23 protein-coding genes, 2 pseudogenes and 2 riboswitches are annotated in these 24,154 nt (G+C 42.2%); of the genes and pseudogenes, 14 read left to right on the plus strand and 11 right to left on the minus strand.

Annotation, left to right across the window (positions count from 1 at the left end; translation table 11 throughout):
* Positions 1-177, plus strand: a 177-nt coding sequence (locus V7K31_RS17300) for a high light inducible protein (RefSeq protein ID WP_335095630.1), incomplete at its 5' end; no start/stop codon positions are given.
* Positions 178-777: 600 nt separating this feature from the next.
* Here the strand turns inward: V7K31_RS17300 and V7K31_RS17305 are convergent.
* Positions 778-2,055, minus strand: coding sequence for an aliphatic sulfonate ABC transporter substrate-binding protein (locus V7K31_RS17305; RefSeq protein ID WP_335095601.1), 1,278 nt, complete (start codon positions 2,053-2,055; stop codon positions 778-780).
* Between the two features lie 222 nt (positions 2,056-2,277).
* Between V7K31_RS17305 and V7K31_RS17310 the strand changes: the two genes are divergently transcribed.
* The 3 genes from V7K31_RS17310 (at position 2,278) to V7K31_RS17320 (ending at position 3,923) form a co-directional block, all read left to right on the plus strand.
* On the plus strand, positions 2,278-2,475 hold the full coding sequence (locus tag V7K31_RS17310; protein WP_334823842.1) for a hypothetical protein: 198 nt from the start codon (positions 2,278-2,280) through the stop codon (positions 2,473-2,475).
* A gap of 2 nt (positions 2,476-2,477) precedes the next feature.
* Positions 2,478-3,146 carry a cadmium resistance transporter gene (locus tag V7K31_RS17315; protein WP_335095602.1) on the plus strand — a complete coding sequence of 223 codons (669 nt, stop codon included), beginning with the start codon at positions 2,478-2,480 and terminating at the stop codon, positions 3,144-3,146.
* A gap of 153 nt (positions 3,147-3,299) precedes the next feature.
* Positions 3,300-3,923, plus strand: a complete 624-nt coding sequence (locus V7K31_RS17320) for a hypothetical protein (protein ID WP_335095604.1) — start codon at positions 3,300-3,302, stop codon at positions 3,921-3,923.
* 308 nt (positions 3,924-4,231) lie between these two features.
* On the opposite strand, the gene V7K31_RS17325 is transcribed toward V7K31_RS17320, so the two are convergent.
* The 3 genes and pseudogenes from V7K31_RS17325 to V7K31_RS17335 all read right to left on the minus strand — a co-directional run.
* On the minus strand, positions 4,232-4,852 hold the full coding sequence (locus V7K31_RS17325) for a universal stress protein (protein ID WP_335095631.1): 621 nt from the start codon (positions 4,850-4,852) through the stop codon (positions 4,232-4,234).
* Between the two features lie 175 nt (positions 4,853-5,027).
* Positions 5,028-5,241: riboswitch (cyclic di-AMP (ydaO/yuaA leader) on the minus strand.
* A 17-nt stretch (positions 5,242-5,258) separates the two neighbouring features.
* A pseudogene (locus V7K31_RS17330) lies at positions 5,259-6,123 on the minus strand (ABC transporter ATP-binding protein).
* Between the two features lie 234 nt (positions 6,124-6,357).
* Positions 6,358-6,480 (minus strand): annotated as a pseudogene (locus V7K31_RS17335) (nitrate ABC transporter permease); the annotation flags it as partial.
* A gap of 97 nt (positions 6,481-6,577) precedes the next feature.
* Positions 6,578-6,844: riboswitch (cyclic di-AMP (ydaO/yuaA leader) on the minus strand.
* A 427-nt stretch (positions 6,845-7,271) separates the two neighbouring features.
* Between V7K31_RS17335 and V7K31_RS17340 the strand changes: the two are divergent.
* The 8 genes from V7K31_RS17340 (at position 7,272) to V7K31_RS17375 (ending at position 14,505) form a co-directional block, all read left to right on the plus strand.
* Entirely contained in the window at positions 7,272-8,462 is a 1,191-nt protein-coding gene (locus tag V7K31_RS17340) for a sensor histidine kinase (protein WP_335095606.1), read from the plus strand.
* Between the two features lie 406 nt (positions 8,463-8,868).
* Positions 8,869-10,000 (plus strand): PCRF domain-containing protein gene (locus V7K31_RS17345; protein ID WP_335095632.1). Its coding sequence is split into 2 segments (ribosomal slippage): positions 8,869-8,940 and positions 8,942-10,000, totalling 1,131 coding nucleotides; the frame shifts between segments, so codons are not numbered across the junction.
* Positions 10,001-10,253: 253 nt separating this feature from the next.
* Positions 10,254-11,376 (plus strand): peptide chain release factor 2 gene (gene prfB / locus V7K31_RS17350; protein WP_335095607.1). Its coding sequence is split into 2 segments (ribosomal slippage): positions 10,254-10,325 and positions 10,327-11,376, totalling 1,122 coding nucleotides; the frame shifts between segments, so codons are not numbered across the junction.
* 100 nt (positions 11,377-11,476) lie between these two features.
* Entirely contained in the window at positions 11,477-11,632 is a 156-nt protein-coding gene (locus V7K31_RS17355) for a DUF3285 domain-containing protein (protein WP_335095608.1), read from the plus strand.
* A 38-nt stretch (positions 11,633-11,670) separates the two neighbouring features.
* Positions 11,671-12,198, plus strand: coding sequence for an rRNA maturation RNase YbeY (ybeY, locus tag V7K31_RS17360; protein ID WP_335095634.1), 528 nt, complete (start codon positions 11,671-11,673; stop codon positions 12,196-12,198).
* A 151-nt stretch (positions 12,199-12,349) separates the two neighbouring features.
* Entirely contained in the window at positions 12,350-12,805 is a 456-nt protein-coding gene (locus V7K31_RS17365; protein ID WP_334834051.1) for a diacylglycerol kinase family protein, read from the plus strand.
* Positions 12,806-13,134: 329 nt separating this feature from the next.
* Entirely contained in the window at positions 13,135-13,734 is a 600-nt protein-coding gene (locus V7K31_RS17370) for an anthranilate synthase component II (protein ID WP_335095609.1), read from the plus strand.
* 3 nt (positions 13,735-13,737) lie between these two features.
* Positions 13,738-14,505 (plus strand): MBL fold metallo-hydrolase, encoded by a 768-nt coding sequence (locus tag V7K31_RS17375; protein WP_335095610.1) that lies wholly within the window; start codon positions 13,738-13,740, stop codon positions 14,503-14,505.
* Positions 14,506-14,586: 81 nt separating this feature from the next.
* Here the strand turns inward: V7K31_RS17375 and V7K31_RS17380 are convergent, their stop codons facing one another.
* Positions 14,587-15,828 (minus strand): FG-GAP repeat domain-containing protein, encoded by a 1,242-nt coding sequence (locus V7K31_RS17380; RefSeq protein ID WP_335095611.1) that lies wholly within the window; start codon positions 15,826-15,828, stop codon positions 14,587-14,589.
* A 616-nt stretch (positions 15,829-16,444) separates the two neighbouring features.
* On the opposite strand from V7K31_RS17380, the gene V7K31_RS17385 reads away from it, so the two are divergent.
* Positions 16,445-17,755, plus strand: a complete 1,311-nt coding sequence (locus tag V7K31_RS17385) for an aminopeptidase P N-terminal domain-containing protein (protein ID WP_335095613.1) — start codon at positions 16,445-16,447, stop codon at positions 17,753-17,755.
* A 425-nt stretch (positions 17,756-18,180) separates the two neighbouring features.
* Positions 18,181-18,819 (plus strand): histidine phosphatase family protein, encoded by a 639-nt coding sequence (locus tag V7K31_RS17390; RefSeq protein WP_335095615.1) that lies wholly within the window; start codon positions 18,181-18,183, stop codon positions 18,817-18,819.
* Between the two features lie 162 nt (positions 18,820-18,981).
* Here V7K31_RS17390 and V7K31_RS17395 read toward each other — a convergent pair whose 3' ends face one another.
* The 6 genes from V7K31_RS17395 to V7K31_RS17420 form a co-directional block, all read right to left on the minus strand.
* On the minus strand, positions 18,982-19,593 hold the full coding sequence (locus V7K31_RS17395) for a hypothetical protein (protein WP_335095635.1): 612 nt from the start codon (positions 19,591-19,593) through the stop codon (positions 18,982-18,984).
* A gap of 117 nt (positions 19,594-19,710) precedes the next feature.
* Entirely contained in the window at positions 19,711-20,256 is a 546-nt protein-coding gene (locus V7K31_RS17400; protein WP_335095616.1) for a hypothetical protein, read from the minus strand.
* A 64-nt stretch (positions 20,257-20,320) separates the two neighbouring features.
* On the minus strand, positions 20,321-20,740 hold the full coding sequence (locus V7K31_RS17405) for a hypothetical protein (protein ID WP_335095617.1): 420 nt from the start codon (positions 20,738-20,740) through the stop codon (positions 20,321-20,323).
* Between the two features lie 15 nt (positions 20,741-20,755).
* Positions 20,756-21,010 carry an ADP-ribosylglycohydrolase family protein gene (locus tag V7K31_RS17410; protein WP_335095618.1) on the minus strand — a complete coding sequence of 85 codons (255 nt, stop codon included), beginning with the start codon at positions 21,008-21,010 and terminating at the stop codon, positions 20,756-20,758.
* Between the two features lie 125 nt (positions 21,011-21,135).
* Positions 21,136-23,022, minus strand: coding sequence for an ATP-dependent zinc metalloprotease FtsH2 (gene ftsH2, locus V7K31_RS17415; RefSeq protein ID WP_335095620.1), 1,887 nt, complete (start codon positions 23,020-23,022; stop codon positions 21,136-21,138).
* Positions 23,023-23,419: 397 nt separating this feature from the next.
* Positions 23,420-23,914 (minus strand): hypothetical protein, encoded by a 495-nt coding sequence (locus V7K31_RS17420; protein ID WP_335095622.1) that lies wholly within the window; start codon positions 23,912-23,914, stop codon positions 23,420-23,422.
* Positions 23,915-24,154 lie beyond the last annotated feature (240 nt).

Raw genomic sequence — 24,154 nt, forward strand, 5'->3', positions numbered from 1 at the left:
CCACTTGTTGCACCCGAATACAACGGCGTAGATCGCAATGCTTTTCTGTTTGGCTTTACTCCTCAAGCCGAAATTTGGAATGGTCGCTTGGCAGCAATTGGCTTCCTTGCCTATTTACTTTGGGATTTAGCAGGTTATAGCGTCCTGCGCGACGTTTTACATCTGATTGGCTACTAGTACTCTGCCACAAGTATTATGATGGCTTAAGGAAGTTAGTAGTAAGTACTTTAGTGCTTAGATAAAGGCTAAAGTACTTACTACTAACCTGAATTTTCACGGTATCTGAAAAACCTCTCGAAATCTTTCTCCTCAAAGGAGAGAGACTTTTAATTTTCCCCCTTCTCGACACGGGAAGAGGGCTAGGGGGTTAGGTTTTTCGTGGGTTTTTCCACATAACGTGAAAAGTTAAACTACGAACTTATCAAAAAATCGAAAAACCTACTTCTAGCTAGAGCAAAAAGTGAGCAAACACGTACAAAGCCGAAGCTATAAGTTGTAATAGCATCACTGGAATACCGTAGTGAAGGAAAATTTTAAACCAGATTCGGCGAAAAAAGCCACCTAGTTTTTAAGCTATCTGAGGGATTTTTTAGACTTCAAATGATTGTCAATAATCTGACTTATTCAATTTTTCAAAACTTCAATATCCCTTATTTCTATTTTTCCTCTGCCTAGAGTGACAAAAGAGGGTTAAATTACTCAATCCCTGCATCCACGACAACTATCAACTTTTTTCTTCCCCTGCTCCCCCAGCCTTCTTTTTCGACCAGTGTGGAATTAATAAGTCCAGTTTTGTTTAGTCTGCAAGCTATAGGTTCCATCTTTCACATTCACCCGCTCAGGAATCAGATTTTGATCCCTAAACACATTTGCCTGATGCTGTAGAGCAGTAAGCGATTGATCGTCAATGGGGATGATGGCACGTTCGGCACTACGTTGCTGTAAAGTTTCTACAATGGATGGATCGATTTCATGGTTTTGTGCCATTCGTTGAACCGCTTCCAATTCCTGTTTCTTAGCCCAAGCTCCAGCTTCGTTTACCTCTTCTAAAATCAGCTTGATCAGGTCGGGATAGTTGCGTACCAGTTCTGGAATAGCATAGTAATAGGTCGGAACTTCTATGGAGGCTTTGTCACCAAATATGCTCTCTAGATCGGCAATCGATCGCCCTGGGTAAGCGCTTCGGGTCTGAGTTGTTGTGTAGGGAACCCAAATCACCCAAGCATCGACCTCACCACGGCGGAATCGGGGTAGCGCCTCTGGCTGTGTCAGATAAACTGGCTCAATGTCGCTAAAATCGAGACCTACTTTTGCGAGCGATCGCACAAGTATATAATGTGCGCTTGAGCCTTTGTCAAAAGCTATCTTTTTACCCTTCAGGTCTGCTAGGGTCTGAATCGGTGAATCTTCCGGTACCAAAATTGCTTGACCTTTGGGAGCGGTATATTTTTCTTTTGCTACCCGCACAAAGACATGATCTGCTGCTTGAGAGAAGATGCTGGCCGTGCCGCCACCGCCGCAGAAGTCAATCGTCCCATTGCTTAGTGCTTCTATCAAAGAAGAGGCTGATAAAAAGCTTGTCCAGGTGACAATCAGCCCAAATGGTCGCAAACGCGTTTCGAGCAAGCCTTGAGTTCGGAGAACTTCCAGATTTGTCATTCCCTCTGGATAACCCATTTTGAGTTGCTTGAGCCGCCTCGCTTGTTCAGCTAAGGGGGTGTTGCTAGATCCAGCAGAACGGCTAGAAAACCAGCGATCCAAAACTATACAAAAAATTATACCACCCACAAATAGTCCCACGGTTTCTAATAACCGAGTTGTGGAATTTTTGGGTATTTTGAACTGATTTAGTAGAGAGGAGAGTGGATTGACAGATTCAGAAGCGGCAACAGCAAGACCGTCAAAAGCCAGAGTCAAGACCAAACTCGCAGCAATACCGATGCAAAATAGAACTGCAAACCTGTAGGTAGCCGATCTACGAATGGCTGCTCTGAGCGACTGTAAGATGTTTTGACCTGTGACTCTAGGCAGAAGGTTAATCAAACGGCTAATCATATAAGTCCTTGGTTGAAATAACCATCTATTTGGTTAGGCGGCTGATTTTTACCGATTTGGGCTGAAACCCTCCACTGATTGATACTGGGAATGAATGGCGCGTTACATACGAGAATGCAGCCAGAGTGTTATACTTTTTTGGGCTGTTTATATATTATTACTGAGGCTTACCTCATTTTTTTTTAAGTTAGAAAAATTGGTAAATAAATTAGGAATAAGGTTTTGGGAGAAATTAGATTTTTGGATGATGGCGAGTGGAACCAATATCCAAGATTAATTCCCTCTGCTAGCGATCGCTTACGGTGGGGCATAGCTGATCACAATTTGCGACAAACGCTATTTTTCGATATTGCGGGGCTGATTGCTCAGGTTGAGCGATCAGTAGTTTCGGTCATCAAACAGGTGTTGAGCGAGGGATAGTGATGGTTTGGTTAATTGCAACAATTAAGATCGGGCTAGCTACTGCTATAGCAACAACCTTTGACGACAATATTTATCTAACTGCTTTTTTTAGCGCAGTTAATCGGACTTTTCGGCCTCAGCACGTTGTGGTTGGTGAGCTTCTAGGGTTCACGGCATTAGTAATAGTAAGTTTGGTTGGTTTCTTAGTGGGTCTAGTAATTCCGTCAACTTGGATTGGTCTATTGGGGGTTCTGCCGATACTCATTGGTTTGAACAATTTACGCAACCTTAATCAGGATGACTCAAATGAAGATAAGTCAGCCAATCTCAAAATCAACTCTAAATTTCGAGGATTTGATTCCAGAAAGCGATCGCTCTGGGACGTAATCCGCGATCCACAAACCTATCGCGTCTCTGCGGTCACGCTTGCTAACGGTGGTAACAATCTGGGGATCTATATTCCCCTGTTTGCCACTAGCTCAATCCAAAATCTGTCCGTAATCATACCAGTTTGCTATTTCATTGTTTTATGTTGGCTGTTGATGTCCTATAACCTGACTCGCCTACCTGGTATTGCTTTAGTCCTCAGCCGCTATGCTAGTAAGATATTTCCCTTCGTACTAATGTGGCTGGGCTACAGAATTTTGATGGACAGTGAATCTTATCGTCTTTTTCTCCCGAAGAGTTGACATTGAAACTGTTAAATGTCTCCGGCTTTGCTCTTGAATTCAGAATAGCTGAATTCTTCTTCAACATCTCTTTCTAAAGTAGTAAATAAGTTCTAACTTAAACATGACGTTTTTTGTCAATAGAGGCATTATATTTAGCCAAAGGAGAAAAATATGCAGATTTTAAAAATTATTCTTGTCGCTCTTGTATTTATCGTTAATTTAATGATTGCTCAACCTTCTTGGGCAGGTAAGGATTTCACAAAAGGGGCTGACTATATTGAGGTAACTCAGGCACTCAATCAACTTCTAGCCGCGAAGGATACACCAGAACAAGCTGGCTATACACCTGAGGAATTTCAGCAGCGACTAGCACAATTGCAGTCTCAAAAGAATACTATAGAAACTGCTAAGAAGCGCGCGCAATGTCTTAATGAAACTGGAAAGACGTTGGCAGTCTATGCTAATAAACCGAAAAAATCTCCAACCCAACTCTATTACTTAGCAGCAGGACAAATCACGGATGATGATTGGGATTGCGATGGGATCTACTTACCCGCAGCTACTCAGGTAGTTCTCAGTCCAAATACTCCAGCACAACAGCTAACTGAAGCAATTGCCGTTAAGTTTGTTGATGGTACACAGTCGGTTGCTAGAGTTAATCCGGCAACTGGTGCGATCGAATTGAATGTTGAACCTGCTAAAGTCTTCAAGGCTGGTGCAAGCGAATGGTTACTTCCAGTGTTATCTCAAGCAGAGATTGACACACAAGTTCCTACTCCACAACTCATTGACTAAAATTCTCTAGTTAAGAGGCAATAGGTAATAAAAAAATCCCCATTAAGATTAGGGGATTTTTCTTTGTCATTTCAAAGCATAGGCATCAGGAAATGTTTTTGCTTGCTTCGTTTTTGCATAGAGGTGCTGACCTTCTTGTAGCTGGAGTTGGCAAAACTGTTCTGTGGTAAGTAGGTAGGCGTAATTAAATATAAGATCAAACCTTACCCTCAATCCCTCTCCTTACTAAGGAGAGGGAAGCCGGAGGCAGGGGTGAGGTTTTATTGACTCAATTGATGACACGCCCTAAAATTATTTCTGAACAGCGATTATTCATCAATAGAACTGGGAATCCCCAAAACGGCACAGGGAAAATTATAACCTAATGCCTGAATCATCGGATGATTGACAGAGTTGCATCCTAGAAACAAAATATCGGCAGCTTCTAATTCAACAACTTTGTTAAGTTCTGTGGAAATGCAGCCAAACCGCAAATGAGATTTGAAGGAACCCTGCCATTCTTCAGCTAGACTTCGAGCTTGCCAGAGAATTATATCTGCTTGTTGCAGGGGAGTTACCACTGTCTGCAATTTGGGTTGAGTTAATACCAGTGTGACAGACTTTGATACTTCACTGATTTGACATTCCAATGAAGGCTGTTGTTGTGGAAAGCTCAAGATGTTTGGATGCTGGCTGCTTTGATTGTCTTCTACCACATAAACGGCTTGAACTGTGACTTGTGCATTAGTGGCTAAACGCGTTTGATGGGCAATCCAAAAGGCAATATCTAGTGCTGTATGACTGTTAGGAGATGCGTCATAGGCAACAATTAAATTAACTGCTTTTGAGCTTTGAGGTTTTTTAGAAAAAGGTTTTTTTGGCTCTGGTAGCAGTACCATTTGTTCAATTAAGTCATCTCGGCCTGTGGCACTTTGCAGACGTGCTAACATTGGCTTAATTTGCACAGCTTTACTTCTCCTAATGAAATGAATTAGCAATGAGAAGCAGGGGGACAAATTTTAGATTTTAGATTTTGGATTTTAGATTGAGTGACGATAAGCAAAATCTCAAATCTGAAATAAGTCAAGGAAACCCCAATAAGAACTGTATTACAGCCAAAGTCTTGGGGGTTCCTTCCATTGCCTACGGAGTTAGCTGACGGGCTAAGACTGGAAGGTGTCTTTCTCTTAGGAGTGCTGAGTTGTGAGTGCTGAGTTAAAGATTAATTATTCTTCACTTTTGACTCTTAAATTGCCGCTCTCTGCAAGATTAGCCCCAAAGAATGGTTCCTCCGCTCCAAATCCAGCTTTCATGAATTTGAATTAGGCTACCCACTAAAAAAAATGATCATCTAACTTACTCGTCTTGGGCAAAATATCGATCAAGGAAATTCAGGGTGTGGTTGCGGAGTTCAAAATATTCTTTTGAGTTTCGCATGGCAGCCCAAGCCTCTTTCAGAGGAGCTTCGCTAACGCGTGGATGCTCAAAAGGAACTTTTAATATCTCTCCTATAGTAGCAGCTAGGCCATTGGTCATCAAGACGATGCGATCGGACATATAAATTGCTTCATCTACATCGTGGGTAATCATCATCACTGCTTGGCGATTAATTTTCGCAAATATCCAATACCTGTCGCTGCAATTTGCCACGAGTTAGTGCATCTAGCGCTCCAAAAGGTTCATCCATCAGCAACATTTTGAGACGAATTGCTAAGGCTCTGGCAATCCCTACTCGTTGTTTCATACCTCCAGAGATTTCATCAGGATATTTGTCAGCCGCCGCCGTCAAGTTTACCATTGCCAAGTGTTGATTTACAATGCTAATTTTTTCAGCCCTATTAGCATTTTTTAACACTTCATCCACGGCTAAACGGATATTTTCTCGCACTGTTAACCAAGGTAACAGCGAATAGTTCTGAAATGCCATCATCCTTTCGGCTCCTGGCTGATGAATTTCTTGTCCATCTAGCCTTACTGAGGCGGAAGTTGCTTTTTCTAAACCAGCTACTATCTTTAGTAGGGTTGATTTACCACAACCTGAGTGACCAATTACAGAAATATATTCATCTTCACCAATCGTCAGATTAACTCCATCTAAAACGACAAAATTATCTTTATCAGGTGTCGGATAAGACTTGACTAAATTTTCAATTTCTAAAAATCCAGGGCGGGGCAGAACTTCGCTCTGGGTATTCATAGGTAATGAGGTGTATTCAATCATCAAATGCTCCGAAAATAATTTAGTCAATCAATTTTGGATTTTGAATTTTAGATTAAATTTTAGATTGATTTTGGCCAAAATGATGCTGGGCTGCTGAGGATTTTAGATTTATTCCACACAAGAGGGGCAGGGGATAAACCAAAGAACCACAATCCAAAATCTAAAATCTAAAATCCAAAATTGGCAGGGATTTAAGACATGAAAAAGTTAGTGGGAGCGCTAGCCCTAATGGCAAAAGCCCAATACAGCTAGAATGAAGACATCTCTGAGGATGACAGGTTTTGTCTTTTTCCAAGCGGCTTGTCCAGCGATCGCTGCGATCGCTGGACAAGCTGCCAAATTTAGTTGAAATATCATTTACGACCTCAACAGATTTAAGTGCAGGTACAAAAAATCCGAGCAGTACCAGCCTTGGACACCGATGAGATCGGAACATTATAAAAATGCCGTCTCTTCAGTCTCCTCTCAATGCCTACGAAGTTAGCTGACGGGCTAGGGCTGAGAGATGCCCTTCTGAAGAAAGTTATGAGTTAGAAGAGACGCGATTAATTGCGTCTGTAGAAAACGATTAATCGTTTTCTACAGGAGTTATGAGTTAAATATTAGTAACTTCTAACTCCTCACTCTCAACTCCTCACTTTCTCTGAGATACGCCCCACAATTTGGTTCCTCCGCTCCAACTTCACGTACTGTGATGTGATGGATTAGGCTGACTTACTCTAATGGATATTAATTATCGACAATATAACATCAATGCTCAGTAAAAGCCAACTGTATTATGATAAATGTTGTTTATTTCAATACCAAAATCAAGTTTTTTTCCTTGTTTTTCGGTAATTAATAAAATTTATAAGTTTTTATAATTTTAGTTGTATTGTGAGTCAACTCATTGCACAAACAGCTAAACAACAATAGTTGAATCAATCATCAAGTTTGTTACCTCCTTGATTAACATTTGTTAACAAGAATTAGATTATACTTCACAAATCTTATATACCGGTAGTTAATCCAGCAAATAAAATAACATATAAAATCTATTTCTTTTGGTAGGTTAATTAAATCGCTAATTTTGGTATTAAACCACTGCACTCGCTAAACTATTTGCATATGGAAGTTTACTCATCTATCTCCTAGCTGAATTTAACATAATGGATTTTAGTCAAGTACTGGCTGAAAAAAGGGACACCATCCTTGATAAATGGATAGTAGCAGTTCGCAAGGATAGACAAATTGAAAGTGCTGATGGCCTATCTTACACAGCGATCAAAAATCATATCCCTGATGTGTTGAAAGCTATGGTGACAGTGCTTTCAAAATCCCAGGATAATAATATTCAGTCGATAGTTATTGCCAGTTTCGAGCATGGAGCTATTCGAGCTGAACAAGGCTTTGATCCAGCAGAAATTGCCAGAGAATATCATCTGCTGCGAACAATAATATTGGATGCTCTACAAGCAGATTTATTGAGTGGAACCCCGTCAGAAATAATTCGTTCCATGCGTTTGATAGACGCGATTGTAGATGAAGCGATCGCTCGGTGTTTCAAGAGTTATGTTGAGGAGAGATTCCGAGAATTACAGCAGTTGCAGTCATCACTAACACTCCATAATGAGGAATTCACACGCTTAATTAACGCTAATCAAGAGTATCTTTCCCAACTAGCCCATGAATTGAAACATCCTCTAACTTCTATTATTGGTTACTCGGATTTGTTTTTACGCCAACAACGACGAAAGACTAAGGTGAAAGACACTTCTGCCAATTTAGAACACATTGAGCGCGTGCTACGCAATGGTAGACAATTATTACACCTGATTAACAATGTCTTAGAACTTTCGCGGTATGATGCGGGGCAGATAAAACTCCAACTAGCGCCTACCGATGTGCGTGAATTAATTAATAATGTATGTGAAATGTTGGAACCTTTAGCATCTGAGAAAAATTTAAAAATCGTAGTAGATTGCGATCGCGTTCCCAAAGAATTAATTACCGATTCTTTTCAATTCCAACATATTGTCACAAATCTTATTAGTAATGCAATTCGTTATACAGAGTCGGGGACTATTATTATAATGTGTGAGGTGTTGGAGAACCAGAGATGGGCGATCGCAGTTTCTGACACTGGAATTGGCATTGCACCCGAAAACCAAGCCCAGATATTTGAACCCTACTTTCGCATCAGTTCTAGCGATCGTTCCTATCTCCCTGACAGTACTGGATTGGGGTTAGCGATCGTCTCGCGGTTAGTAAAACTACTACAAGGTCAAATTAACTTAGTTTCTGAGGTAGGCGTTGGTTCTACATTTACGATAATTTTGCCCTTAGAAGCGAAGATTTGAGAAAGTTTAAAGTATCTTTTGAAACTTATAAAATAGGATATCCCGTGTGTTGCCTGACATTTTGCGGGTAAAATCGTCACGAATAACCAGTAAGCTATCGCGCATCTAAATTCTACTTTTTGGAGTCTGAAAGCCTTGCTGTAAGCTTTTCAGGTTGAAAAATTAAATGTGTCTCAGCTTACCTGCTGCTTTGTGGATGTACCTCACTTACATCAACTTGTTCGTCTTGATTTTGCAGTTGCTAATTTCCATAAATGGGCGCAATTAATTGTCTGTAGTCCATAACAAAAGTAAAGTTTTATAAAGTAGAACCCGTGGTTAAATTTTCAGCAATCACGGTTTTTTCATGGTTTTAATAATAGAATATGTAGATGTAAGTTATCAGCCTCAAGTGAGCAAAACTATGCTGGAACTCTCAAATATCAAAATTGAAGTAGAAAGGTTGTCTAATATCTTGGGTAAGGCTGAAGGCTGTCTTTGACCTCGGAGAACTGAGTGCAAGAATTGAGGACTTGAATCAATTAATTTCTGAATCTATTTTCTGGGATAATTCTGTCATTTACTATCAGACACTTCAAGAAATTGAATCACTCAAGGCTAAAAAGAAACAATATCAGCGATCGCACTTTATTCTAGAAGAGATCAAGGCTGCACTAGAACTACTAGAATTATCTGCTGATGAGGAATTGTTGCAAGAGGCGCAAATCAACCTTACCCAACTCCAGCAAGAACTTGAAACATTTGAAATCGAACAATTACTGTCCGATACCTGCGACCAAAAAGCTGCATTCTTGACAATTACTGCTGAGGTTGGTGGCCTAGATGCTGAAGACTGGTCATCTATGTTATTGCGGATGTACCATCGTTGGGCAGTAAATCATAATCATAAAGTATATCTAGTAGAAGAGTCAGAGGGTGATTTAATAGGGTTAAAATGTGCCACCTTACAAATTATCGGTCGCTACGCCTATGGTCTACTTAAATCAGAACAAGGAACCCATCGCGTAATAAGAATTTCTCCCTTTAGCAGCAACCGCCGCAAGCAGCATACTTGCCTAGCCACTGTGGAAGTCAGCCCTATTCTAGATGAGTCTGTTGATTTTGAGATTCCAGGGAAGGATTTGGAAATTACTTACTGTGTCCATCGGGGGAATGTCAACCGGACAGAAGTATGGGTGCGGCTGGTTCATATTCCTACTGGGATTAGTGTATTTTCTAACCAAGAGCGCAGTATCATGCAAAACAAAGAGAAAGCCTTAGCTATTCTCAAGAGTAAACTGTTTGCGATCGCACTAGCCCAAGGTGTCCAGCAAGTTGAGGAAATTCAACCTCGGCAGATAAAATCGTTATCCAACAAGCTCATTCGGGAATATATCTTGCATCCTGACACCAAGGTAAAAGATTTACGTACCAATGTAGAAACACCTGCTGCGGCAGAAGTTTTGAACGGTAAAATTGATTTGTTTCTCAAAGCCTATCTGCAACAGCGAAATCAAACCACCTCTGTTACCCAAGAAGGGCTTGATAATTTCAAGTAATTTTTGTAACTTATATAATTAGGAACGTAGATTAAATAAAATGCAAAACTTCATTCTGTCTCTAGCTTCCCTCTCCTTTATAAGGAGAGGGATTGAGGGTGAGGTAAGCCAAGGACATAAATTGTATGTTATTTAATTCTTATTCCTTAGTGCAGAAAAAATTTGCTCAACTAAAGCTAAAATTAATAAATGTAAGTAGAATAAAGAGCAATTTCCCAATCAAAGCGCTCTATCTATCCATTCAGCAAGCACTATGGAAGTCTTAGAACTCAAACGCGAAATCGAAACGTTGTCTGGCCGCCTGGGTAAAACCCAGCACTATCTTTGACGTACCTGCACTGACAGCTAAAATTCAAGACCTCGAAAAAATATCCGCTCAACCAGAATTTTGGGATAACCAAAGCCAAGCCCAAGAAACGCTACAAGAACTCAATGACCTGAAAGCCCACCTCCAGCAGTATGATCAGTGGCAAGCCAATCTGGAAGATACTAGGGCAGTTGTTGAGCTGTTGGAGTTAGAAACTGATGAGGCACTACTCCAAGAAGCGGAATCTACTATTACTAAACTCAATCGTGACCTGGATCAGTGGGAGTTACAACAGTTACTTTCTGGTCCCTATGATGCTGAAGGTGCTGTATTGACAATTAGTGCTGGTGCTGGTGGCACAGATGCTCAAGACTGGGCATTTATGCTAATGCGGATGTACACCCGTTGGGGCGAAGCTCACGGTTACAAGGTAATTTTAGCTGAAGAGTCGGAAGGTGATGAAGCCGGAATTAAATCGGCAACCCTAGAAATTACTGGTCGCTATGCCTATGGTTACTTGCGTTCAGAGATGGGTACACACCGCTTAGTGCGGATTTCACCTTTTAATGCCAACGGCAAGCGACAAACCAGTTTTGCAGGGGTGGAAGTGATGCCACAGATAGATAACTCTGTGCAGTTGGACATTCCCGACAAAGATTTGGAAATCACCACAACTCGCTCTGGTGGGAAAGGTGGGCAGAACGTCAACAAAGTAGAAACTGCGGTACGAGTTGTTCACCTTCCCACGGGTCTTGCCGTGCGCTGTACAGAAGAGCGATCGCAACTGCAAAATAAAGAAAAAGCCTTAAATCGTCTTAAAGCAAAGCTGTTGGTCATCGCCAAGGAGCAACGCGCCCAAGAAATTGCCGAAATTCGTGGCGATATGGTGGAAGCCTCCTGGGGAAACCAAATCCGTAACTATGTATTTCACCCTTACCAGATGGTGAAAGATTTACGTACAAATACCGAAACAACCGCGATTGGCGATGTGATGAATGGCGAACTTGATACATTCATCCAAGCTTATCTGCGCCAAGAAAATAAACTGGTAGAAAGCACTCCAGCATAATTGGTGCCTTTTTAAAGAAATCCCATAGCAACTACAGGCGATCGCAATTCTGTCGCAGACCAACTGTTACAGTTATAAAAGAGTCTGTGGACAAATAACTATGAGCAATTCTCCTTCAACAGAACCTCAACCTAGCTATGTAAAACTGGCCATGCGAAACATGGTGCGGAAGGGTGGAACATCCCTTAAACATTTTGCCTTGACTGGCGTAGGGCTTCTAGCTCTCCTTGTTGGTCTTGCTTACCTAACTCACTAACGACAAACCGTAAACCTCAGCTAGGAGACTGTGTGCCCCTGAGAGTTGAACTATATGTAGAGGAGTATTTTTACGAGTTGTCCCCGACAACATCTGTAAAGATTGGGGACACTCATCCCCGAATTACTCCTGAAACTTGGGAAAACTGGTTTAATCGCTGGTTGGAAATACTTCACCCTCAGATTCCGCCAGCGCCAAGTTATGAAATCGGGCTGCGTTTAACAGATGACTCGCAAATTCAAGAACTGAATGCCCAGTATCGTCAACAAAATAAGCCCACAGACGTTTTAGCCTTTGCTGCTTTGGAGGTAGATTTTCCTCAAAGCCAAGAAATGCTTGCCTCTGCACCATTATATTTAGGTGATATTATTGTGTCTGTAGATACAGCACAACGTCAAGCTCAACAACAAGAACATAGCTTACCAACTGAGCTAGCCTGGTTGGCTGCTCACGGTTTATTGCACCTGTTGGGCTGGGATCATCCTGATGAAGAAAGTTTGGGGCGAATGTTAGAACAGCAAGTGAGATTGCTGAACGCAATAGGTATTGCTATTGACATGGAATAGCAGTATGTGTATCTCTATAGTGCCAATTTTGAGCAATACTTTTATAATACTTTTGGGGAAAATTGCTTAAATATTGCCTCAAACTTAATTCCGCTATTAAGATCGGCGAATATTCCCACTGTAGCAACTCTGTTCTTGTGTTTTTAAGTCTATGTCCCAAAAAATTTCTCCATCACCAACGCCCACCTCGTTACAAACACTCGTGTCTAACGAACGCGAATTCTCTTGGAAAGTAGCCTCTAATTTATTTGTTAGTTTTAAATATGCCTGGGCTGGAATCAGCTATAGTTTTCAAACTCAACGTAATTTTCGCATTCACGTAAGTGTTTGCGCTTTAGCGATCGGTTTAAGCGTTTTTTTGCATCTGCAAGCGGTGGAAATAGCGGTAATTGGTGTAACAAGTGGTTTAGTTTTGGCATTAGAGTTACTAAATACAGCGATCGAGTCCCTTGTGGACTTAACCGTTAAGCAGACATACCATGATTTGGCAAAAATTGCTAAAGATTGTGCGGCTGGTGCAGTCCTTGTCTCTGCTTTGGTAGCGGTGCTGGTAGCTGGTACGCTATTGCTCCCTCCTCTAGTAAAGTTAATTATATCGGCTTTATAGATGTGATTTGCGATGCCGAATAGCCCAGCGCAAGCATCAACAAGTGACTCGGTAAGAGGATCACACTCCGTCCGATGCCTTTTGGAGAACACATTATCAGCAATTCCAAATTTAAGTAATGCGATGTCTACGACGGCCTACGCCTACGCGCCAAGCATCCTGGCTAAAGTGTTACTTGGTAATCTTTAGGAAGTGGCTTATCGTAGAGTAGCCGCTTTATATTTACGCATCCACGTTAGCGTTATTTTTACCCTAGCGAACAAATAGCATGAGAGATTAGTCTATGCTCTTTGCAACTGATGAGTGGTAAAAACCAGGAGTGATGAGCTTTGATTATAGTTATCGACAATTACGACAGTTTTACATATAATTTAGTGCAGTATCTGGGAGAATTGGCAGCAGAATTCCCAGTGGCAGATGATATTAAAGTTTTTCGTAACGACAAGATATCCATAGATGAGATTCGGGCATTAAAGCCGCAAGCCGTGGTTATTTCTCCTGGGCCAGGTCGCCCGGAAGATGCTGGCATTTCTTTAGAATTGATTGAACAGCTAGGACAAGAGTTGCCAATCTTGGGTGTCTGTTTGGGACATCAAAGCATTGGTCAAGTGTTCGGTGGTAAAATAATTCCGGCTCCAGAGTTGATGCATGGCAAAACCTCTCAGGTGTCTCACACTGGGGTGGGGGTGTTCCAGGGATTAGAAAATCCTCTAACCGCCACCAGATATCATAGTTTGGTGATCGAACGTGAGACTTGCCCAGATGTGTTAGAAATCACCGCTTGGATTGAAGATAACACCATTATGGGAGTCCGACACCGGAACTATCCTCACATTCAGGGCGTCCAGTTTCACCCAGAGAGTGTCCTGACATCTTCAGGAAAACAGTTATTGCGAAATTTTCTGGAACAGTTACAGTCGAGAGCATAATTAATGAAACGACGACAGTTGATGGGCTATGCTGGGGCGGGGTTGGTAACAGCTTTAGTTACTAACTTGGGTTCTGAATCTCAAGCTGATGCACAATCTAGCGGTTTATCAGTTCAGTGGTTGGGTCATACTTGCTTTCTTTTTACTGGTAGCGGTGCGAAAATTCTCGTCAATCCATTTCGGGCGGTCGGTTGTACTGCTGGGTATCGTCTACCAAAAGTTGCAGCAGATTTAGTACTGATTAGCAGCCAACTGCTGGATGAAGGTGCAGTGGACGTACTACCGGGAAATGCAAAACTCATCTACGAACCAGGAGTTTACGAGTTCAAAGGCATTAAGTTCCAAGGAATTGCCATAGACCACGATCGCAAAGGTGGTAGGCAGTTTGGTTCAAATGCTGCTTGGAGTTGGAAGCAAGGCGGAATTAATATTTTACATTTAGGGGGAGCTGCTGCACCCATTTCCATTGAGCAAAAAATCCTGATGGGGCGTCCCGATGTGCTATTCATTCCAGTGGGAGGCAGTTCAAAAGCCTACAATGCTGAGGAAGCAAAGCAGGCGGTTCAAACGTTAAATCCCAAGTTGGTGATCCCGACCCATTACCGGACACAGGCGGCTGATGCTGCTACATGCAATCTTTCGCCACTCGATGATTTTCTCACCTTGATGAAAGGTATGCCCGTGCGGCGTAGCAACGGAGATAGTATTTCCATTAGCCCTAAAGATTTACCGGAAAATAGCGTGATTCAGGTTTTGAGTTACAAATTTTAACGAGCAGGAGATGAGGAAAAACAATTCCAAACTCCTGTACAGATGCGATTAATCGCGTCTCCAAACTCCTAATTCCAGCTTTTAGAACGTATACCACTCTGGGGTAAGCTTATCGGCATCGCTAATCGGATTCTGAGTGGCTGTCGTCCCATCTAGAGTCCAAATGCTGTCTGCACCTGCTGTCTGATCGCGCCAGTAGATGTCAGTTTTACCATCGCCATTGAAATCGCCAAGGGATGGTGTCAAGGCCGCGTTATTAGTTGGTAAGAAAGCTTGAGTAGCAACTGTTGTACCATCCATCAACCAAGCGGTGTTCTCACCAGTTGTACTATTATGCCAGAAAATATCGGTCTTGCCATCGCCGTTGAAATCGCCAATTTTAGAAGTCCAGGCTGGGTCAAGTGTCCCCAGAGCACCCTCTGTGACTATGATCCCATTCATCGTCCAAACCTTGTTTTCACCTGTTTGAGCGTTTCTCCACAGAATGTCAGTCTTATAGTCGCCGTTGAAATCACCAAGGGTAGGAGTCCAGGCGGCATCTTGTGATTGCAGCGCCAATTCAGTCTTTTGCGTACCATCCATAAACCAAGCGGTGTTATCGCCGGTTGTCGCATTGCGCCAGAAAATATCACTCTTGCCATTGCCATCGAAATCAACAATGGTAGGAGTTAGTGCTGGGTCTGTTTTATCCAAAACAGTTGCATTCAGGACTGTTGTGCCATCCATCTCCCAAATAGCGTTCTCACCAGTTGTGGCATTATGCCAGAAGATATCGGTTTTGCGATCGCCATTGAAATCGCCAATCTCAGGAGTCCAGGCTGGATCAACGCTGCTTAGAGCAGCCGTATTAGCAACTTTGGTTCCATCCATCAGCACAATGCTATTCTCACCGGTTGTCTTATTGCGTAATAAGAAGTCGGTTTTGCCATCAGCGTTAAAGTCACCAATTTTGTAATCATAGGCCGATAGGTCAAATTTACCCAAAGAACCCTGTTCGAGAACTTTTGTTCCATCCATCAACCGAATGATAATCTCACCGGTTGTAGAATTGACCCAAACTTTGTCCGTTTTGCCATCACCGTTAAAGTCAGGAGTAATCGCCGCACTGGTTAAGTAAGGATTAGGATTGGGATTTCCTGACGTTTTGAGAGGCGGGGCCAACGATTCATTTTGTAGTGCATAGGAGGAACTCTTACTCCCAAGTCCGAAATCATAATTTAAATTCTCAAAAGAAGATGTCAAGATTTTTGATTTTGCAAAAGAGTCTGATGCCCATCCAGATGTATTCAAACTTAAGGGTGAGGAATTTGTATTTACACGCATGGGGTATTTTTATGATTGGTTATCATATTTTTTTAACTTTTTTTGACAATCTCTTTCTGTAACTGAATAACATTTACTAAGGTTTCAATATTTCTTTATAACTATTTTTTCTTTATTAATGTCATTCTTTAAAGATAAACATCTGTTTGTTTTAAAAGATTACTAGTAAATTTTCAAGTTCTATATAAGCAATTGTAAAATATTTTTTGTGCTTTATCTATATGATGATTTAGCGATAAAATTATATAATTTTATTTGAAATTTAAAATGTTGAATTCAAACATATACATTTATATAATTGTTACTTCGTTACATAAAAATATTTCCATTATGTAATCCTGATGTGATTACATAAGACATCTCCGAAAAAATGTAGAGACGTAAAATTTAGCCTCTCTACAAGGATTTCAGGTATGTATAATTAATTTCACCAGATGTCTAAGGGCTATGGATAACGCATATTTAATTTCACCAGATGTCTAATAATTTATAACTTGAGTTGAAACAAATATTGGTTAGAATAACTTAGATTAGCAACTACGGAGAAGCATGATCTGTGCATCCTCTAGTTGTAAAATGTGTAAAATAACACAATACTTTCATATATACATCAGCTATGCAAGCAGAATATCGGCAGCGTCGTGAGCAGTTAATGGCAAAAATTGGTGATGGCACAGCCATTTTTCGCAGTGCGCCAATGGCAGTGATGCACAACGATGTCGAGCATGTTTATCGCCAAGATAGTGATTTCTTTTACCTGACTGGTTTTAATGAACCACAGGCAGTAGCAGTGTTAGCGCCGCATCATTCAGAACATCGGTTTGTGCTATTTGTCCAACCGAAGGATCGTGAAAAGGAAGTATGGACTGGTTATCTTTCTGGGGTAGATGCAGCCAAGGAAATTTATGGCGCTGATGAAGCATACCCGATTAGTGAGTTAGATGAAAAGTTGCCGCAGTATTTGGAAAAAGCTAGTCGGATTTACTATCACTTCGGACGCGATCGCACCTTCAATGACCAAATCCTCATACATTACCAAAGTTTGCTGCGGACTTATCCTAAGCGCGGTACAGGACCGATCGCCATTGAAGATACTGGGACTGTCCTCAACAGCATGAGACTAATTAAAAGTGAAGCTGAGTTGGAATTGATGCGTCAAGCAGTTGCGATCGCAGTTGAAGCACACAATTACGCCCAAGAAATCGCCGCACCCGGACGTTATGAGTATGAAATTCAGGCGGAGATGGAACGGATCTTTCGAGTGCGAGGTGGGTTAGGTCCGGCTTATCCTTCCATTGTGGCTTCCGGCGTGAATGCTTGCGTACTGCACTACATTGAAAATAATCGTCAAATGCAGGATGGAGAATTACTGCTAATTGATGCCGGTTGTACCTACGGTTATTACAACTCCGATATTACCCGGACATTTCCTGTCGGAGGCAAATTTACACCAGAACAAAAGACGCTGTATGAGATTGTTTTGGAAGCGCAAAAACAAGCGATCGCTCAAGTAAAACCAGGTAATCCTTTCAAATTAATTCATGATACAGCAGTGCGCGTCCTCACGGAAGGTTTAGTTGAACTTGGCATCCTCAAAGGCGAAATTGATAAGTTAATTGAAGAAGAGAAATATAAGCCATATTATATGCATCGCACCAGCCATTGGTTAGGTTTGGATGTCCATGATGTGGGGGTTTACCAGCACGGTGAAGATAAACCGCAGATTTTACAACCAGGCCAGATTTTGACAGTGGAACCGGGACTATATATTGTGCCTGACACCAAACTAGCAGAAGATCAACCAGAGACTGATTCTCGATGGATTGGCATTGGCATTCGGATTGAGGATGATGTGTTAGTTACACCTGGGGGAAATGAGGTGTTAACTGCGGGGGTTCCCAAGGCAGTGGATGAAGTGGAACGATAAAAAATAGGCATGGTGTGTATTGCTGTTTAGACTAAGAAAAGACAAAACAACCCAGCAGTGCTGAGTTGAGGATCTCAAAACTTACATAGTTAGAAGTCGAAGGCTTAAGCTGATTTTGACGCTTGTTTCTTTCGTCTAACAGTGCCTTTTTTGACTATAGGATAGCAAATTCTAAGTTTACGTGATTGTCCGGTGGGCCATCCTGGAGACTTTCCGCGAGGTTTGGGGAATTCGCCAACGGTATCCGTATCCCGGCTAAAACTAGAGTAATAGCTCTTACCGCTACTTTTGTCAACAAAATCAAAAGTTTGTGGTTGATTGACTTTTTTGGTTGATTACTTTGTCCTGGTGTCACAGACTCGATTGCGAGATTGATGGTATTTTATTTTTGCACAAACTCCTTTATCCCAATCGCAATACAAGCTATGACACTCAATTTATATTTACTGCGACATGGAGAAACTACTTTTAGTCAAAGTGGTAATTTCTGCGGTGAAACTGATGCGGAGTTGACAACAGAGGGGATGCAGATGGCAGAGAGTTTTGCCGATGTTTATCAAAGCTTGTTGTGGGAGGCTGTTTATGTTAGCCCGATGAAGCGCACAATTGCAACTGCCAAGCCATTTTGTGATGCTATCGGTATGGATATGCAGTTGCGTGACGGACTTAGAGAAGGTAGTTACGGCGAATGGGAAACTAAGAGTAAATCGTTTACCCAAGAGAATTACGCCCAAAACTATGTAAAATGGTTGACAGAACCCGCTTGGAATGCACCACTAGGTGGAGAAACTGCGGTAGATATTGCTAACCGTTCTATGCCTGTAATTGCTGAAATTCAAGAAAAACATTCCCAGGGTAATGTTTTAGTAGTTTCCCATAAAGCCACGATTCGGATTATGCTTTGCAGTTTACTGGGAATTGATTTGGGACGCTATCGCTATCGGGTGAATATTTTGGTCGCGTCGGTAAGTATGGTTAAATTTGACGTTAATGGCCCTTTGTTAGAAATATTAGGCGATCGCCATCATATACCCGATCGTATTCGCTTTCGTCCGGGAACATAACTGAGTACAACGCACGGTAAGAGGAGCTGATTCCAGACGAGAACCAGCCTCCGCCTTTATAATATCCAGCCGCGCCCAGGTCTTCAAACACGCTGTTAAATTGGGGATGAGTTTGCCCAAAAATCTTTCTTAGTCTAAACACCAATGTGTACCATCCCCAAGCTAAAATTGCGGACAAGCCATCAGAGTCGTTGTCAGAATTCCTAAGATTTTGTCTATTTCTTTAATAAAGTAATCGTTCTTATCGATAAAGATGGTATTGTCACAAAGTTTGAGAAATTTCCAATCTGTTCCTGTCGTAACTACACCATAGATTTCATTAATAATATTTCCTTGTTGCTGGTTAAACAATTGAGATGCAATCATTGTCGCAATGCATTGTCCTAAACCAGATTTAATACTCTCATTTTTAGCTTCTACAATAGTTACAACAGGGCTGGTAATATCGTATTGTTCTGGCGAACAACTGAGAATAAAATCACAGCGTCCTTCTAAACCTTTACAAGCATCTACATTAAACTCTGAACCAGAAAATATACTAATTTGGTATTTAAAGAAGCGTTTAACTTCAATTAAAACAGGCATAATAATTAGTTCAGAACGAGCTTTTTCTGTATTTATTGCTGTTACCAATGGTAGATGCTCAGAGAAAATCAAATTTAGATATTCACTAGGAGAAACTGTCTGTACATCCGCAAATAAATCTTGATTTTCAACAAAGATTAATTTAAAGTCTGTTTTGACTTTACTAAGATTAAAGGCGCTGTACGGCATTGGATCATCTTGGGAATAAAGTGCTGCGATGCCAACTCTTGGAGACGCTACGCGTAGGGCGGGAATAGGCAACGCAAGTTGCGGAAGCTAAGGAACTGAGTTTGATGATATCTGAAATCAAGAACAGCCCTCAACAAATTCGACTTCCGGCAGTTTACCTGACCGAAGCTGAGTGACACGCTTACCGTCAGTCTCGAATACCACACGATAGTTCTGGTTAGCATGGTCTTTCGGGATAAATGTCAAGTAGTGTCCGCCTTGGACGTATTTATGAGGTGTGACTTTAATTTGTCCTGGGTAGAGAGATTTGATTTTCGCTTCGGTGTCGCCAATTTTTGCACCTTTGAGGGTAGTAATCTGGCTATTCTGCCGCACATCTACTCTAGAAATACGACCTTTTGTAACCATGAACAAAAGATTTTTGGGTTCGTTTTGTGGTTTAACGTAGTAGCAACTGTTATTCGGCGAATCGCCAATTAGCTTAGTATCAGCAGCTTTTGCGGCTTGGGAAACAGTCATCCCAACTCGTACTCCGCCGATTCCATTGATAAACAGTTTTGACTGGTTTGTTAGTTTCGCCTGTGCTATGACTGTGCTGACAGTTAGAGAAGAAACTGCCAACGTTAAGGAAGCAATAGTCAATAATTTAGCTTTATTATTCATAAATTGTGCAAAGAAAAGTCGGTATATTTGTGTATACAGTACCTATGCTACCAGTTTCGTATTTTCAAGTTGTTGATTGGCGAAATTCCGATATTACTTCGATCAAACCAACAATATTGCGGTTGAACTCAGGTAAATCTTCCGCAGGTATCCAGTATTCCTGATGTATAGAACCGCCTACAGTTTTTACGGAGTAGCGACTTAGAAATTCTGTACGCACCTGAAAACGTGTGACATAGCCAATGTATCCTGTATCAGTACTTGCCGCATTCCAGTTACGGGCAATTTGTGCGGCGTATTCTTCGTTAAGTACTGGGTAGAAAATAGGCTGTTCAGGTAGTCGAGGCGGAAATTCACGATCGCCACTTTCCTTAATCAAAGCCAGTTCTTTTGGGCCAGTGGGACGGAAGAGTGTGATTGTTTCTCTATCACCCTTGGGCAAAGGTTCTCGTGCTTGCAGCCATGCCGTGGGAATACCTTCCACACCTGTAGATATGGCCTATTGTTTCGCAAAGCTTTCTGCTAGCCCGTCTTGGTTAATTTCCCCATATTCTTGAAGAATTGTCACAATCGAAAGCGCCATTTGAGTGTCGTCGGTATAATACCAAGGTGATGCTGGGATGGCACGGGCGACAATCAGACTTTCTGCCACATCTGGATGGAGAAAAAATCGCTCTCCAAAAGCATCACCCACCGATAGACCCTCAAGGGAGTGTTGAGCGCAAAGGAGGCGAGTACCTTTTGTTATTGCCACAATTCACTCCTGAGCTAAAAAACTATGTAGGATACTTGTTTTATAAATATTACATAAAATAATGGGGATAGTTAACACCATCCCCATTTAAATTGAGCAATAGCTCAAGATTTTTCCTTAAGAGCTTACAGTTGCGGTACGTACTGCTGTTTCTCAGGGAGTTCAGCGTATTCAGCCACAATCTGGCGGAATTCTTCGCCGTCAATGGTTTCTTTTTCGATCAGCAAATCGACTAAGCGATCGGTGACAGTGCGATGATCGCGGATCAGCTTCTTAGCAGTGTCGTAGCACTGTTCAACAATTTCCCTGACTTGGCCATCAATGCGCGAGGCAATGGATTCGGAATACTCAGATCGGGTTGTCCAGTCACGACCCAAAAATACTTCTCCCTGTTGGCTTTCTAAGGAAAGTGGGCCTAAGTTTGACATCCCAAACCGCGTCACCATCTGCCGTGCCATTCCCGACAACTGTTGTAAGTCTCCACCTGCACCAGTTGTAACTTCCGCAGCCCCAAAAATTACCTCTTCGGCAGCGCGACCGCCTAAAGCACCAGTAATTCTGGCTTTGAGTTGAGAACGGGAAATTAACCCCTGTTCTTCGTTGGGAGTAAACCAAGTCAAACCCTGTGCTTGTCCTCGTGGAATGAGGGTAACTTTCTGCACTGGGTCATGGTCTTTCAACAAAGTCCCAACTAAGGCGTGTCCAATTTCGTGGTAGGCAATTAAGCGCTTGCTCTTGCTATCCACCAAAGGAGTACCTTCCATCCCGGCGACTACCCGATCGACCGCATCATCAATTTCGCGGAGGGTGATCGCTTCTTTGCGTCTTCTAGCAGTGAGAATTGCCGCTTCGTTGAGTAAGTTGGCTAAATCAGCACCAGTAAACCCAGGAGTGCGGCGAGCGATCGCATCCAAAGATACGCTAGTGTCTAGTTTCTTGTTTCGTGCGTGGACTTGCAAGATTTCCAAACGCCCTTTGATATCGGGTGGATCGACTGTTACTTGGCGGTCAAAGCGACCCGGACGCAATAAGGCTGAGTCTAGTACGTCGGGACGGTTGGTGGCAGCAATAATAATGATGCCTGTGTTACCTTCAAACCCGTCCATTTCGGTGAGAAGTTGGTTGAGGGTTTGCTCTCTCTCATCGTTACCGCCACCGATACCAGCACCCCGTTGCCGTCCTACGGCGTCGATTTCATCGATGAAGATGATACAGGGGGCGTTGTCTTTAGCTTTCTTGAACAAATCGCGGACGCGGGATGCACCCACACCAACGAACATTTCCACAAATTCCGAACCGGAAATACTGAAGAAAGGTACACCTGCTTCGCCAGCGATCGCTTTTGCTAGTAAAGTTTTACCAGTTCCAGGAGGTCCAACTAACAAAACTCCCTTGGGAATGCGTGCGCCTACTGCGGTAAATCTTTCTGGCTGTTTGAGGAAGGTGACGACTTCTTGCAATTCTTCCTTAGCTTCTTCGATCCCGGCTACGTCATCAAATTTCACCCCAGTTTTTGCTTCCATTTGGAAACGCGCTTTGGATTTGCCGAAGTTCATCGCTTGACCTGGCCCGCCAGGGAGGTTACTAGAACGCCGGAACAAAAAGAACAGCCCAGTAATCAATAAAACTGGAAATATGAGATTGCCCAACAATCCCCAAATTGCGCCATCATTCCGCATGGGGTGAGCATCAAAACTGATGTCTTTTTCTTTGAGCTTGCTGATTAACTCAGGAGCGTTAATAGGCAAATCCACCCGCCACCTTTGGACGCGGTTTTCGATGTCTGGATCGCGGGCTTCTATAATTGCTGTCCTACCGCCTTCGTACAGATCCACGCTGGTGACGCGATCGCCGTCCAAGTATTCTAGAAAGCGGCCATAAGTCATGCGGGTATTGGCTGTATTCTTACTCATGTCAGCAGGAGCGCCTGCAAAGGCTCCTTGCCAGAAGAAAAAGCCAATTACCAAAGCTGGCAATGTCCAGAGTACTAGGACTTTCCAGGAGAATTTCATGTTAATTTGCCTCTAGATACCTATACAACTCATCTGCCTTAGGAACCGAATGTTGATCACTCTGTCACTTTCAGCTGTTAAACGGATGTTTATAAATCCATTTTTCCATTTTGTTTAATTTGATCTCTTATATGCACTCCCATAGAGCGATCGGCGCATTATGGCAATGCCAACAAGAATCTTAATCAAAGTTAACTTAATTTTAATACAATATCGCACGAGAAAAGGGAGAGCAATGGGATATAAAGACACGGAAAATTTCTCTAGAATGCTCCTCGTGTCGTTCAAGCCCCTGTCAATCATCATACTGGGGGAGATATAGATTTAGAGGGAGTGAGGGAGCAGGGGAAGTAAAGAATAACCAATGCCCAATGCCCAATGCCCAATGCCTAATGCCCTACTTAACTTCTGTAATTTGTAGAGTGTAAGGAAGATACTTGCCTTTTTCGTAGGAACCAACCCAAATTTGGTAAGTTCCAGCCAGCCATTCACCAACCATACCGGCATTTTTGCCATCAAAATCGTCATTGCACCAAGTACCACCGGGTCCTTTGATAATTAGGGTGGTGTCTTCAGGACTTTGCACTTGCAACTTCAGGTAGTCAAATTTACTTGTTAGCGCTAATGTGTGGTCTGGTGTTTCATCAACAAATCCGGTACAAGGTCCAGTGGCTGTTTCGCTCCTGGCGGCTACTTGACTCCCAGATATTGAACCACCACTCATCCCGCGAACTGTTAGGGGGTCTGGCGAAAACTGGGGGTCAATGGTGACATCTCCAAATATCGTTGGCGCTTCCTGAGCATCAGTCACAGCATTAACTGTTGATGTGATGAAGACCGTAACTATCATGAACGATAATCTCATCCCTCTATTGAGCGCTTTTGTCGGCATTGTAATTACGTTCGCTTCTAAGTGTTTTTGAAGACATGAATTTTACACACCAAGTTCCCAACGTGAGGATAATTGACTACTAAGCAATTCAAAATTCACGCATTCAAAATTCAAAATTAAGAAATTCAATCACAGTAGGCTTTTTGTCCACTAGTTGTACGCAATTTAAACGCTCGTCAGCTTATTTTAGATTTGAAGTTGGGGAGAATTCATTAGTAACTAGTCAATGATTTCTTGTTC

The organism is Nostoc sp. (assembly GCF_036917675.1).
Lineage (GTDB): Bacteria > Cyanobacteriota > Cyanobacteriia > Cyanobacteriales > Nostocaceae > Nostoc.